This is a genomic window from Hymenobacter endophyticus, from assembly GCF_032464715.1.
Taxonomy (GTDB): Bacteria; Bacteroidota; Bacteroidia; order Cytophagales; family Hymenobacteraceae; genus Hymenobacter; species Hymenobacter endophyticus.
Genome location: NZ_JAWDJT010000001.1, coordinates 232,482 through 245,501, shown reverse-complemented (window position 1 = coordinate 245,501; position 13,020 = coordinate 232,482). Strand labels below are relative to the sequence as shown.

At 61.9% G+C, this 13,020-nt stretch carries 10 protein-coding genes; 5 read left to right on the top strand and 5 right to left on the bottom strand.

Going from position 1 to position 13,020, the window contains the following annotated elements; genetic code table 11:
* Positions 1-100 precede the first annotated feature (100 nt).
* Entirely contained in the window at positions 101-1,309 is a 1,209-nt protein-coding gene (gene corA, locus ROI90_RS01030) for a magnesium/cobalt transporter CorA (protein ID WP_315996481.1), read from the bottom strand.
* A 155-nt stretch (positions 1,310-1,464) separates the two neighbouring features.
* On the opposite strand from corA, the gene ROI90_RS01025 reads away from it, so the two are divergent.
* Positions 1,465-2,475 carry a hypothetical protein gene (locus ROI90_RS01025; protein WP_315996480.1) on the top strand — a complete coding sequence of 337 codons (1,011 nt, stop codon included), beginning with the start codon at positions 1,465-1,467 and terminating at the stop codon, positions 2,473-2,475.
* A 69-nt stretch (positions 2,476-2,544) separates the two neighbouring features.
* Here the strand turns inward: ROI90_RS01025 and ROI90_RS01020 are convergent, their stop codons facing one another.
* Together ROI90_RS01020 and ROI90_RS01015 are read right to left on the bottom strand one after the other, a co-directional pair.
* Positions 2,545-3,747, bottom strand: a complete 1,203-nt coding sequence (locus tag ROI90_RS01020; RefSeq protein ID WP_315996479.1) for a sensor histidine kinase — start codon at positions 3,745-3,747, stop codon at positions 2,545-2,547.
* Positions 3,740-4,939 (bottom strand): PAS domain-containing protein, encoded by a 1,200-nt coding sequence (locus ROI90_RS01015; protein ID WP_315996478.1) that lies wholly within the window; start codon positions 4,937-4,939, stop codon positions 3,740-3,742. Before ROI90_RS01015 ends, ROI90_RS01020 begins: the two co-directional genes overlap by 8 nt.
* A gap of 282 nt (positions 4,940-5,221) precedes the next feature.
* Between ROI90_RS01015 and ROI90_RS01010 the strand changes: the two genes are divergently transcribed.
* Together ROI90_RS01010 and ROI90_RS01005 are read left to right on the top strand one after the other, a co-directional pair.
* Positions 5,222-6,508 (top strand): MATE family efflux transporter, encoded by a 1,287-nt coding sequence (locus ROI90_RS01010; RefSeq protein ID WP_315996477.1) that lies wholly within the window; start codon positions 5,222-5,224, stop codon positions 6,506-6,508.
* Positions 6,509-6,544: 36 nt separating this feature from the next.
* Entirely contained in the window at positions 6,545-7,465 is a 921-nt protein-coding gene (locus tag ROI90_RS01005; protein ID WP_315996476.1) for a glycosyltransferase, read from the top strand.
* A gap of 74 nt (positions 7,466-7,539) precedes the next feature.
* On the opposite strand, the gene ROI90_RS01000 is transcribed toward ROI90_RS01005, so the two are convergent.
* Complete coding sequence (locus ROI90_RS01000) at positions 7,540-9,207, bottom strand: ArnT family glycosyltransferase (RefSeq protein ID WP_315996475.1); 1,668 nt, start codon at positions 9,205-9,207, stop codon at positions 7,540-7,542.
* Between the two features lie 220 nt (positions 9,208-9,427).
* Here ROI90_RS01000 and ROI90_RS00995 point away from each other — a divergent pair, with 220 nt between their 5' ends.
* Both ROI90_RS00995 and ROI90_RS00990 read left to right on the top strand, forming a co-directional pair.
* A complete protein-coding gene (locus tag ROI90_RS00995) occupies positions 9,428-11,101 on the top strand; it encodes a hypothetical protein (RefSeq protein WP_315996474.1) in 1,674 nt (557 codons plus the stop codon).
* Positions 11,102-11,183: 82 nt separating this feature from the next.
* Positions 11,184-12,164 carry an acyl-ACP desaturase gene (locus ROI90_RS00990; RefSeq protein WP_315996473.1) on the top strand — a complete coding sequence of 327 codons (981 nt, stop codon included), beginning with the start codon at positions 11,184-11,186 and terminating at the stop codon, positions 12,162-12,164.
* Positions 12,165-12,287: 123 nt separating this feature from the next.
* Here the strand turns inward: ROI90_RS00990 and ROI90_RS00985 are convergent, their stop codons facing one another.
* Positions 12,288-12,899 carry a hypothetical protein gene (locus tag ROI90_RS00985; protein WP_315996472.1) on the bottom strand — a complete coding sequence of 204 codons (612 nt, stop codon included), beginning with the start codon at positions 12,897-12,899 and terminating at the stop codon, positions 12,288-12,290.
* Positions 12,900-13,020: the final 121 nt, after the last annotated feature.

The window sequence follows — 13,020 nt, the reverse complement described above, 5'->3', positions numbered from 1 at the left end:
GTCTGGTGCTGATGTCAGGGGCTTTTGAGTAGACCAATGGGAGACGCTTTGTGAAGGATTGCGTCGTCGTGCCTCCTCACGACTTCACCCTTTCACCACTTTACTTATTCGTCAGCCAGCCTTTGCGGTAGAAGTAGGTAAGCTGGAAAATGACAATTAGCCCCAAAATCATCAGCAGGATGGGGTAGCCCCAGGGGCTGTATAACTCCGGCATGTTGAGGTAGTTGATGCGGCCATCGGGCCCTTCCCGCTGGAAGTTCATGCCGTAGAGGCCCACCACGAAGCTCAGGGGAATAAAAATACTGCTGATGATAGTCAGTACCTTCATTACCTCATTGGCCCGGTTGGCCTGGTCCGACATGTACAGCTCGACCAGGCTGCTCACGGTTTCGCGGTAGCTTTCGGCCAGGTCCAGGGCCTGAATGGCGTGGTCGTAGCAGTCCTTGAAAAATACCTTGATTTCCTCCGGCATCTGCTCCTCGGGCATGCGCAGCAGCTCGGCAATTTTCTCCCGCTCGGGGTACACCAGCCGCCGAAAGCGCACGATATCCTTCTTGATGTGCAGAATGCGGTTGAGCACCCGGCGGTCGGGCCGGCCCTGGAAAATGCGTTCCTCCAGAGTTTCCAGGTAGTCGCCGATGGCCGCCATGGTAGGGTAGTAGTGGTCGAGTACTACATCGGTGAGGGCGTAGGCCAGGTACAGGGGGGAGCGGCGCCGGATGTTGCTACGGCCGGTGCGCAGGCGCAGGCGCACGGTTTCCAGGCAGTCCTCATAATCATCCTGGAATGTGAGCACGTAGTTGGAGCCCGTAAAAATGGACAGCTGGTCGTCGTCAATGTCGAGCAGCCGCGTGAACTCCGTCATGCGGGACACCAAAAACAGCCCATCCTGGGTTTCCTCCACTTTGGCCCGCTGGTAGTCGTTCAGTACATCCTCCATTTGCAGCGGATGAATGCGGAAGTCCTCCTGCAGGCGCTGCATCAGTTCCAGGTCGTTGTAGCCGCGCACATCTATCCAGTGCTTTAGCTCGGAGTGCTGCCGAAAACAGGCCAGCAGTTCCTCATAGCTCTGGTATTCCTGCTCCTCAAAAAAGGTGTCATCGTAGGAAATCAGAAAGAGGCGGGGCGCAAGTGCTCCTTCCCGAATGTTAAGTGTGCCCGGCCGCTGCCCTACCCGTTGCAGCCGGGCCTGGCGCGTAGCGGCCCGGTCGGCGGTGATGGAGGTGTGGGGTCCCTCATCCTCGTCCTCGGACGGAACAGGCGTAGCGGGCAGTAGTGGCAGGGGAGTAGCGGTGGCAGAAGAGCTCATGCGGGGTAAGAAGCAGTGGGGCAGATAGTCTACGGGGATTTGGCGGAAAAGCTCAACCAGAGGGGGCGTTACCCCTGAAAACAGCACAAACCGGCGTTTCGTACAGCTACAGGCCAGAAAACCTCGTACTTTCGCCCCCCTCTTCTCCGTTGCCCTTGCTTCCATCCTCACCCACTTCGGCGTATTCGTTGCCCTTGCCTGCCCAGTGGGAGCATTATGCCCTGCGGATGGTGAGCGGGTGGGTGGCGCAGCCCGGGTTGCCGCCGGCCTATGAGCCCTGGCTTTACCAGCAGCCCGAACACCTGGCCCTGCAGCAAAGCCCCGGGGAGCGGCTGCACTTTTTTCTGGAGGAACCCGCCGAGAACCGTACCGTAGCGCAGCTATCCGTGTTTCTGAGCGCCGACGGGACGGTCGCCCGCAGCCCCTGGCAGGCACCATTCGGGGCAGTGCAGCTCGCCCCAGACCTGCCGGCCGCTGCCCTGCACGCTTTGCTAACCGCAGCGGAAACGGCCCTGCGGGAGCGGGGCGTCCGCCACCTCACCATGCGCCTGCCGGCCTTTGCGTACGAGCCCACCACTACGGCCCGTTTAGCTGAGGTGCTGCGGCAGCGGGGATACGCGGTGAAACTGGCCGAAATAAATCATCATCTGCCGCTGCACCAGAGCTTTCGGGCGGGGCTGCACCCTTCCGAGCGCCGGCGCCTGCTCAAGTGCGCGCGGCACGGTCTGCAGTTTGAGCAGGAGCCGCCGCTGCTACTGCCCTTGGCCTACGAGTTTCTGCGCCGCTGCCGCGAGGAGAAAGGCCAGGAGCTTTCCATGACGCTGGAGCAGCTGCAAACGCTGTTTCGGGTGCTGCCGCAGCAGGTGTTCCTGTTCTCGGTACGGAACCCGGCCGGGGAGTGGGCCGCCCTTACCGTTGCCATTCGGGTGCGCAAGGATGTGCTGTACAACTTTTACCCGGCCAGCCCCTTGGCCTACAATACGTTTAGCCCGGTAGTGCTGCTAAATGCCGGCCTGCACGCCTTCGGTCAGGCCAGTGGCATACGCCTGCTCGACCTGGGTACGTCCACGCTGCCGGAGGGCCTCAACCGTTCCTTGCTGCAGTTCAAGCGCCACCTGGGCGGCGTCCCGGGCCTCAAGCTAACACTGGAAAAAGCCCTGTACTAGCCCGGTAGCTTCAGGGTGAGGCGGGCCGGGTTATGGGCAAAGCAAAAGCAGGTGAAGCCGTTGTGCTGATCAGTACAAGAAATACACGCGGAAGGCTGTGCCCTGGTTCAGCTGGCTTTCTACCGCAATGCGGCCCCCGGCATTTTCCACGATTTTCTTGACCATGTACAGGCCCAAGCCGGTACCCTCCACATGCGTGTGCAAGCGCTGAAACATGGCAAAAAGCTTGTTCTGACCCCGAGAAAGGTCTAAGCCCAGGCCGTTGTCTTTCACTTCCAGTACTTTGCATCCTTCCTCGGCATAGAAGCGCAGGTATACTTGGGGTAGCCGCTCGCGGTGGCAGTACTTGAGGGCGTTGCTGAGCAGGTTGTACACCACGGAGCGCAAATTCTTCTCCGAAAAAGTTACCGTTGAGCCGGCGGGTATCTGCACGGCTAGTTGGGCCTGGGTCTGCTGCAGCAACGGCAACAAATCAAGGCGTACTGCCTCAACCACCGAAACAAGCTGCACGGTTTCGCTGGCCTGGTTATGCTCTTGTTGCAGGCGCGCAATATCCGTCAGGTGCTGAATGGTGCGCTGAAAACGTTCAGTGGCCTCCTGCATCAGGGTCAGTATCTTGGGAATGTCGCCCAGCCGGCTGGCGGCTGGCATCTCGTGCTCCAAAGCCAGCAGCAGACCCTCAATGTTACTGATGGGCGCTTTCAGGTCGTGGGAGGCAGTGTAGATGAAGTTGTCCAGGTCGACATTAGTGCGCGTGAGTTGCGTATTGCTGGCGTGCAGGTCGGCATTGGTAGCCGTTAGCTCCTGGTTGAGGCGCTCCACCTGCTGGCGGATGCGCACCTGCTCAGTTACATCGTGGGCAAAAATAGAGATGCCCGCCACCTCTCCGTTTTCGCGGTAGGCCTGGTAGGTGAAGTCGTAATAAATGGGGTGCGGGGGCTGCCCTGGTTCGGGTAGAGCGGTGAAGGGCATTGCCTGCCCCACGTAGGTTTCGCCGGTCCGGTAGGTGCGGTCCATTAGCGTTACAAACCCTTGGGTTTGCATTTCGGGCACGGCCTCTGCTACCGGCAGGCCCACCAGCCGCCGCCCCGGAAACAGGGCCTGGTAGGCGGGGTTCACGTACTCGAAGCGGTGGCCCGGGTCACGCAGCAGGGCCACCAGCACGGGGGCCTGCTCGAAGATATTGAAAAAGGCCAGACGTTCGGCCGCCTGCTCCTGGGCAGCGGCCAGCAGCCGGGCCTGCAGCGCGTCGGCCTGCTGCCGACTACGCACGCGCTAAATAGTAGTGCGCCATTGCCTCATCGGGTTGCTTCACAAGGACGGAAACTTCCCGGCCTTCTATGAGCTGGCCCGTATGGTACACGCTGTCGAGCATCTGCACAAAGCCTTGCTCCACCATTTCCGGCAGCATCTCCGCCACGGTTTTTCCGGCTTGTACGCGCCGGCCCACCAACTGCTGGTAGAGCGGATTGGCAAACGCAAAGCGGTGCTGCGGCCCGTTGAGCGTGACAATGGCGGCTGGTACCTGCGCCATAATCTGATGGAGCAGGCGCTGTTGCTCGGCCAGCTCCCGGGTGCGCTCCTGCACGCGGGCTTCCAGCTCCTGGTTGAGCTGCTGCACCTGCTGGCGGGCCCGCACCTGCTCGCTTACATCGTAGGAGAAATCCAGCACTCCGTCAATTTCGCCCTGGGCGTTGCGCAACGGGTGCAGGTAAAGGTTGAGAAATACCTGCTCCGGCTGCCCATTGCCCTGAAAGTCAAACCAGCCCTCCATCTCGTGGCTATAGTACGGCTCACCGGTTTGGTAGATGCGGTCGAACAGGGCCACCACGCCCAGCGCGCTGGCCTCCGGCGTGCCCTCCCGGAGCGGCCGCCCGAGAAAGGAGCGGTGCGGAAACAAACTCTGGTATGGCGGATTGACGAACTGGTAGATGTGGTCGGGGCCCTGGTAAACGGCTACGTAGGCGGGAAGCCGCAGCAGCACCTCCTGAAAGCGCTGGCGCTGCTGCTCGGCCTCGGCACGGGCGAGCTGCTCGGCAGCCTGGCTTGCGCGCAGGGCCTCCTCTACGGCTGTACGGGGCTGGTTGTTGGTATCATCGAAGCTGATAATAAGCCACTCGCCGCTGCGCCGGGCCGCCACATGGAAGAAGTTGTCGAGGCCATCGGTCTGGTAGTTCACGTTGCAGTGGCCTTCCTCGCCCGTTTCCATTACCTGCCGGTACAACTCAAAAACCCCGTTGGTGAAAAGGCCAGGAAAGCGGGTACGCAGGGTACCGCCGGGCCGCTCCGTCAGCCCAGTCATGCGTTGGGCGGCGGGGTTCAGGTACTCCAGGGCGAAATCCTCCACCTCCCGAGCAAGGGTATAAACCGGGCGCAGCACGTTAACGCCACTAAGCGAAACTGTTAGCAGGTCGAGAAACATGCCCTCGGGCACAAAGGAGAAAGAGGAAGGGCCAGCAGCCATGAACAGACAAGCGGAAGTCAGTGGGAAGGACTATGCGCCGGCGCAGCTGGTCTGCGCGGCGGCTAATGGCAAAGTGGGCCAAGTATTCCGGAAGAGCCGGCAAGGTGCAAAGCCGGTACATTCCCAGCGCAAGCAAGAGCCAGTTGCGGGTAAAGATAACGGGGTTCTGCTGTCGAGCTGCCTATTCAGGGCCGGCCCGTGGCCCCAGGGGCACCACAACCCCATTATCTTTACCCCTCACCCGGCCGTCTTGCCCCGAGTCTCCCTGGCTTTTACCCGCTTATGCCTACGCCTCCTGCCCGCCCTGAACCCCGCGCCGCCGTACTTGGCCGGTTGCTGCGCGGTTCCGTGGGCTCCGGGGTGGCCGTGGCTGCCCGCACGGCCGGGGCGGTGGTGCTCAATAAGTTGCTGGCCGTGTATGGTGGCCCGGGTGGCCTCACGCTGCTGGCGCACTTCCAGAACCTGATGGCCCTGTTCACCACCCTGCCCAACGACGGGGTGCATGTGGGCACGGTGAAATACCTGGCCCCGCTGCGGGCTGGTTCGGGGCGCTACCGAGCCTGGTTGGGCGCCGGGCTGGGGCTGAATGCAGTGGCCGTGCTGCTAAGTGCGGGGTTGCTGCTGTTGTGGCCGGGGCCGCTGGTGGGGGTGTTCGGGACTGGCTGGGGCTGGACGCTGCTGTTCTGCCTGGGGCTGGCGATGCTGGTCGGGCACGCGTTTGTGGTGACGGTGCTGCTGGCCGCCGGGCGGTTAGGGGCCTACGTGGGCCTCACGGTGCTGCTCAGCGCCAGCGGCCCGGCGGCCGTGGCGGCGGTGCTCTACGCGGGCGGCTCGGTGCCCAGCGCGTTGCTGGCCTACCTGCTGGCTCAGGGCGGCACGCTGCTGCCGGCCGCCGCCGTGGCTGGCCGGGCCGGGCTGCTGCCCCGGGTGCACGGGGCCTTCAGCCGCCCGGCGCTGCGCGGCCTGGGCCGGTTTCTGCTGATGGCCCTGAGTGTGCTGCTGTTTTCTAAAGTCGTGGATTTCAGCCTGCGGGAGGTGCTTATCCGGCAGTTTGGATTAGCCGCCACCGATTTGTGGCAGGCCGTAGCCAAGCTCTCCGATAACTATACCATGGTTTTTTCGGCCCTGATGAGCAGCGTCTATTATCCCCGGCTGGCGGCCCTGAGTGCCCGCCCCCAGGAGCGGGCCCGGCTGGTGCGTACCGTACTAGCGGTGCTGGCTCCGGTGCTGGCCCTGGGGCTGGGCTTGCTGTGGCTGCTGCGGGGCTGGCTCCTGCCCCTGCTGTTTGAGCCGCGCTTTGCCGCCGCTGCCTACCTACTGGGCCCCCAGCTGCTGGCCGACTGGCTGAAGTTCCTGACCTGGATTCTGCTGTTTCTGCTTACGGCCCAGGCCCGGGTGGGCCGCTACGTAGCAGTGCAGGCCGCCTCGGCGGTGCTGCTGGCGGGGTTGCTGGTGCTGCTGCTGCCGCGCTTCGGGCTGCTGGGCGCGCCCCTGGCTCAGGCCCTGCGCTACGGTTTGCTGCTGGGCTGGTGCCTCTGGTACTTCCGGCGCGCCATCCGGCCGGCCTGAGGTGCTGGCGGGCAGGCCGTGCGTATCTTGCCCCCGATGCCCACAGCTGAACAGCCCCTCGTCACTATTGTAGCGCTGTGCTACAACCACGCCCGGTTTCTGGAAACGGCCCTCAATTCTATTGTGGCCCAAACGTACCCGAACCTGGAGGTATTTCTGGTAGACGATGCCAGTACCGACGCTAGCCCGGAAATACTCCGCCGCTATGCCGCTGCCCACCCCGGCTGGCACCTGCGGCTGCTGCCCGCCAATGTGGGCAACTGTCAGGCGTTCAACTCCGCTTTCCGGGAGTCGGCCGGGGAGTTCGTCATTGACTTTGCCACGGATGATGTACTGCTGCCTGAGAGGGTAGCTCAACAGGTAGCAGCCTTTGCGGCGGCCGGCCCCCGCTGCGGCATGGTGTATTCTGATGCTGAGCTGATTGACGAAACTGGCCAGCTTGTTCGCCACCATTTTCGCCGCGACGCCAATGGGTGCTTGCACCCGCGCCCGGCCAGCGGCCCAGTTTTCGCCGACGTACTAGCCCGTTACTTCATCAGTACGCCCACTATGCTTATGCGCCGGGCTACGCTGCTGCAGTTGGGCGGCTACGATGAAACCCTGGCCTACGAGGATTTTGATTTCTGGGTACGGGCCAGCCGCCACTGGGAGTTCTACTTCCTGAATGCCGTAACCACCCAGAAGCGGCTGCACCCGCAGTCTATGTCCAGCAAAGGCTACCGCCCCCACGACCCTTACCTGCGCTCCACCATTGCGGTGTGCCGCAAAGCCCAGGCCCTGTGCCGTACCTCCGCCGAGCGGGCGGCCCTGGCCGTGCGCGTGCGCTGGGAGCTACGCCAGGCCGTGCGCCACCAAAGTTTTCCCGAAGCCCAGGACCTTTCCCAGATATTACGGGAGCTCCGCGCCGTGCGTCCTTTAGATTGGCTGCTGGGCCAAGTCGCGAAGTGGAAAAGTTGATAACAATGCTCCCTGGTGCTAAATCAAACGTTACGGAATGGCGTTGCCACTTCTCACTTCTCACTTCTCACTTCTCACTTCTCACTTCTCCCGCCTAACTCCACCTCGTATAGCTCCACGCGGCCATCCTGGGCCAGCAGGCGCCGCCGGGGGTACCAGCCCAGCACCGAATCGGGGGAGTAGCGGATAAGCTTGCGGGTCAGCTCGTCGTTGCTGAGAGTGGCGCGGTTGAGCAGCAGCCAGGCGTGCTCCTTGGATGCCAGGCGCACCGAGTCGCGGGCCCAGTAACGGCGGTACTGCAGCCCGGCCGGCATCTGAAAGCCATACATAAAATCGTAGTTGCCAATCAGGTAGTCATCCACCAGCACCGTGCCGCGGGCTGCCCCCTGTAGGTGTTGCCGAAGTAAGCGGGCCTGCGCAAAATGCTCTGAAACCGACGGCTTCTGCATGAAATACACCGGCCGGATAGCCAGGGACAGGGCCAGTACCAGTACGGTAGCGCCCGCCAGAACCGGCGCGCCGGGCCGCAGCCGACGGGGCCACTGCCGCAAGCGGCTGCCCCCGGCTACCGCCAGCAGCCACAGCCCAGGCAGCGCATACAGCACGGCCACCGCATTGTGCAGCCAAGCAGCCAGCAGCAACAGCAACAGGCCAGTTGCCCATAGCCGCCAGCCACCATCCTGCACCACCCGCCGCACTCCAAACCCCGCCGCTAGGGCCAGCGGGGGCAGGAGCGGAGTCGTCATGCGGGGTAGTAGGGTAATGGGGTTGTAGCTACTGAGGGAAGTGCTGCCCACCCAGTATAACAGCAACGTGCAGCCCGCCAGCAGCAGCCAGAATGGCCGGTCCGCGGCCGGGCTGGCAGCTCGTTCCCGGCCCACTGCTACCGCCGCCAGCACCAGCATCAACCCCAGGCCTGCGCCCACAAAAAAGGTGAGTGGCTGCCAGGTAACACGGGCCAGCAGCGCCGCCCGGTTGCCCACCAGGTAGTTGCCTTCCTTTAAAAATGCGTTGGTGTGCTCAATAAGATGGATGCGGTACAGCGCGTCGCCGGTGTAGTGCTGGTACAGGCCCAGGTACCCCAGTAGGAGCAATGCGCCCGTACCCACCGCCGCCAGCCAGAACCGCCCATTGCGGCGGCGCCAGGCATCCAGCCCCATCACGCCCAGATAAAAAGGCAGGTAGTACACAATGGTTTCCTTGCTGAGCAGCGCGGCCAGGTTGAGCAGGGCAAACCCAGCGCCCCACCACCCGGCGCGGCGGCCCGGCTCCCGGCCCCGTAGCAGCACGGCCGCGCAGCCCAGGCACCAGAACATCAGTATGTTATCAGGGTAGAGGTAATTGGTGAGGTTGAGGGTGAAATAGTGCAGCCCCAGTAGCAGCATGGCGCCAGCCGCCACCACCGGCTCCCGGCGGCGGTACAGCCTCCAGAGTAGCCCCGCGCAGCCCAGCGTAGCCAGCAAAGGCCACAGAGTGGCGCTGATGATGTTGAGTCCGAACAGCTTGAAAAACACGGCTACCGGCCCAAAAATCAAATACCGCTCCTTCAGCGGGTCGTGTAGCAGGCCCTGCGGGTCGGGGGCCAGCCGGAAGGTGCCCGCCAACAGCTGGTGGGCGTAGCGGGAATAATAGTAGTCATCGAGGGCATAGAGGCCTTCGTGGGTCAGGAAGAAATAAGCCAAAGTTAGGGTCACCACGAACAGCAGCGTCCAGTCTGGCAAACGGGGTATAATTCGGTTCACCGGGGCAAGATAGTGAAGGGTTGAAACGTGCCAGGTAAAGCACACTGCGTACCGGTCGACGGGTGAGGGGCCAACAACAAGTCAACCGCCCGCCTCCGCGCCGGCGCGGAACCGTGGGTGCAGATGCTGCCTTGCTGCTGCCATCGGCGCGCGAGGTTGATCCGCCCGGAATGTGGTGTCCCTCTCTCGCCTCTCGGCCCCTTCCCATATCTTGCAACCCATGTCGCGCCGTTTCCTGCTTTTGCTGCTGCCGTTGTTACTCTTGCTATTAAGCGGGGCAGGGTTGGGCTGCTACTTTGAAACTAACGATGATCTGACCGTTGTGGCCCTGCTTCGGGGCGAAACGGCCGCCGCCCCAGTCACCGACCTCTACCTCTACTTCCACGGATTTGCTTGGGGTTGGAGCCAGCTATACGCCGCTCACCCTACGGTGCCCTGGTACGGCCTCACGCTGTACGGGCTGCTGTACGTGGCCACGGTGCTGGTATTTGCGGTGCTCTGGCGGCTGCTGCGGCCTCACGCCGGCTGCGGGGCCGTACTGGCGGTGCTGGTGCTGTTTTGGGGCGTGGGCTGGTTGGAGCACAGCCTCTGGTTCAATTATATGCGGGTCCCGTTGCTGCTGGCCGGGGCTGGGATGTTATTTGCCGCCCAACGCGCGCCGGTGCGGTGGGCGCTGGCGGTGGGTGTGCTGGCGTTTGGGATAAGCTGGCTGATTCGGCCCAGCGCGGCCATCCTAGGGGCGGCCGTGGCGGCGCCCGGCGCGTGGTGGCTGACGGGCCGGCGCAGCCTGCCGGTGCTGGCCGGGGCGGGAGCGTGGGCCGTGGTGGGTGCGCTCTGGCTCAACCTCACCTGGAGCCCCGCTGCCGCCACGTTTCGCCGCCTCGATGTACTCAAGTCCAATCTTAACGACTTTCAGCTAAGCGCGCCGCCTTCACTATCCCTTTCCCCCCCCGACAGCCTGGGACTAGCCGCCGCCCGCAACTGGATGCTGGCCGACTCTACGCTGGTGAATGAGCCCATGTTTGCCCGCGCAGCCCCATTTCGGCTAGGGTACTTTCTAACGAAAACGGCTTCTGTAAAGGTGTTGCTGCTGTTGCGGCAGCTTCCCCGCGACTATTTTCCCCTGCTCCTGCTGCTGGTCGCTACCGGGGTGCTGCTGTGGCGGCAGCCCCGTAGCCGGTGGTTTTGGCTGGTGCAAATTGGCTACGTGGGGCTGCTGCTGGGCCTGGGAGCAGTGCTGAAACTGCCGCCCCGGCTGGCTTTGCCGCTGCTGGATTTCTGGGCTATCAGTAACTTGATTTTCGTGTTTGGCCGCCAGCCGTTACCGCGCCGGACAGTGCCAGTGCTGCTGGCCGTGTTGGCGTTGGCGGCGGTGCCCTACGGGTACAAAACCTGGCACCGCAGCCGCGTATTGGCGCGGGAGCAGCAGCGCAACTATCAGCAACGGGAGAATCTGTACAGGCTGGCAGGCCTCGCCGATATGGTCGTATCCGATCTGTGGGAGGAAACTTACAAATCGCAAAGCCCGCTCACGGAAGGACACTTGCCGGGAAGTTATGCTTTCCGAATCGTCAAACCCCGCAAGCACCTTTCCCTACTGGGCTGGCAGACTCTGCACCCCTCGCAGCCTGCGCTCCGGCGGCAGCTCACCGGCTCCCGCGACTTTACGGCGGCGCTGCGGCGGCTGGGGCGGCTCCCCAACGTGGCCTGGCTGCTTTCCCCGGAAGGCGCGGCCCTACTCAACCGCCATCTGGCCTTACGCCGGCAACCCGAGCAGCCACTGATGCAGCTGGTACCTGCTCAGCCCAACCGCCGAGCCCGGAAAAATGCTATGCATGCAGACCTTTTTCGTGCAAAATTCCCGCATTCATCTTCGAAAGCCAAAATTTTGTAGTTCACCCTGGACTTATTCCGGCTATGCGGGTGTGGGGGAACTGTACCTTTGAAGTTGCTAGTACCTTTTGCTCCTAATTCCCATGATTACCGCCAACATGACCTCCCGCGGGGAAGTACTCCAGCACATGGAAGGCTTCCTGAAAGACAACCTGGGCACTTTTCTGAAAAGTGTGGAAACCAGCTGGCAGCCCTCCGACTACCTGCCTGATTCCCGGCTTGATACCTTTTTCGATGAGGTAAAGCTGTTGCGCGAGCGGGCCAAGGAGTTGAGCTACGACCTATTGGCTGTACTCATCGGCGACACTATCACGGAGGAGGCCCTGCCCAACTACGAGGCCTGGTTTCACCAGCTCGATGACCTGAACCGGGACCCCGATAACGGCTGGGCCCAGTGGATCCGGGGCTGGACGGCGGAGGAAAACCGCCATGGCGACTTGCTCAACCGCTACCTCTACCTTTCGGGCCGCGTGAACATGCGCGAGTTTGAGGTGAGCACCCAGTACCTCATTGCTGATGGATTCGACCTGGGTACGGCCCACGACCCGTACCGGGCCTTCGTGTACACCAGCTACCAGGAAACGGCTACCAACCTCTCGCACCGCCGCGTGGGCCAGTTGGCCCGCAAAGTCGGCGACGATGGCTTGTCCAAAATTTGCGGCATGATTGCCGGCGACGAGAACCGCCACGCCCGCGTGTACAAAACCTTCGTGGAGAAGATTTTCGAGGTTGATCCTTCCGAGATGATGCTGGCCTTCGAGGATATGATGCGCAAGAAGATTGTGATGCCCGCGCACTACATGCGCGAGATGGGTGTAGAAATGGGTAAAACCTTTGGCCACTTCACCGACGCGGCCCAGCGCCTGGGCGTGTACACCAGCCACGACTACACCGACATTCTGGATACGCTTATTGCCGACTGGAAAATCGACCAGATTACTGGCCTCACCGGCCCCGCCGAAAAAGCCCGCGAGTACATCATGGCCCTACCTAACCGCTTGCGCCGCGTGGCCGACCGTATGCCGGTGCCCAAGCTGGAATACAAGTTCAAGTGGATTGAGTAGGTAGTTGGTGCTAAGTACCTAGCCGTTAGTGCTTGGTTTCTGATGGAAAAACAATAAAAAAAGAGGCCCCGCCGGGTTACGGCGGGGCCTCTTTCATACCAGCTAAGCACTAAGCACTAAGCACTAACGCTGGGCACCCATTACTAACTTGCCGCTGGGGTCAAGCGTGTATTCTACGGTGCGGTTGCCAGCAGTTTTCGTTGAGTCAGTAGCAGTTACTGGGAATGTACGCACCAGCTTGTTGCCACTGATTTGGTACATGTCCTGGCCGGAATAGCCCATACCTGCCTGACCGCCCGGGGTGCCGGGGAAGCTGATGGGCGTGTAGCCACGCTCAGCAAACTCGTAGGCGTACAGGCCACCATTGGCTTTCTTATTATCGGTCATGATATAGAGCTCAGGCTTGCCGTTGCCGTTGAGGTCAGCGGCGGCTACGTTGGTTACTGCTCCAGTAACTTCCATCCGCAGCGGATCAATGGTTTGGGCCGAACCCCGGTACGAGCGGACACTTACCACGCGGGGCTCCTGGGAGCCAAACGTTTTTACCGTAAAGCGGTAGTCGCCCTGGGTTACTTCCCGGTTGAAGCTTACGTCGCTTTCATCAACGGTAGGAGTAGAAGGCAGGGTGTCCGAAGAAGATTCACTGGCTACCTGGCGCGTAGAGTCGCAGGCAGTGAGCGTGGCGGCCACCACGCCGGTAGCCAGCAGCAGACAAGATAGGGAGGAGGTACGCATGGGTAAAAAGAAGATTAGGGAAGATGCAGCAAATTGCCTTGGTACTCACCAAAGCAGAAGTTCATCAGGGGAGAGTTTGGCAATAATTAACGCAATGTAGCCAGATTAAGTTGTATTTTTT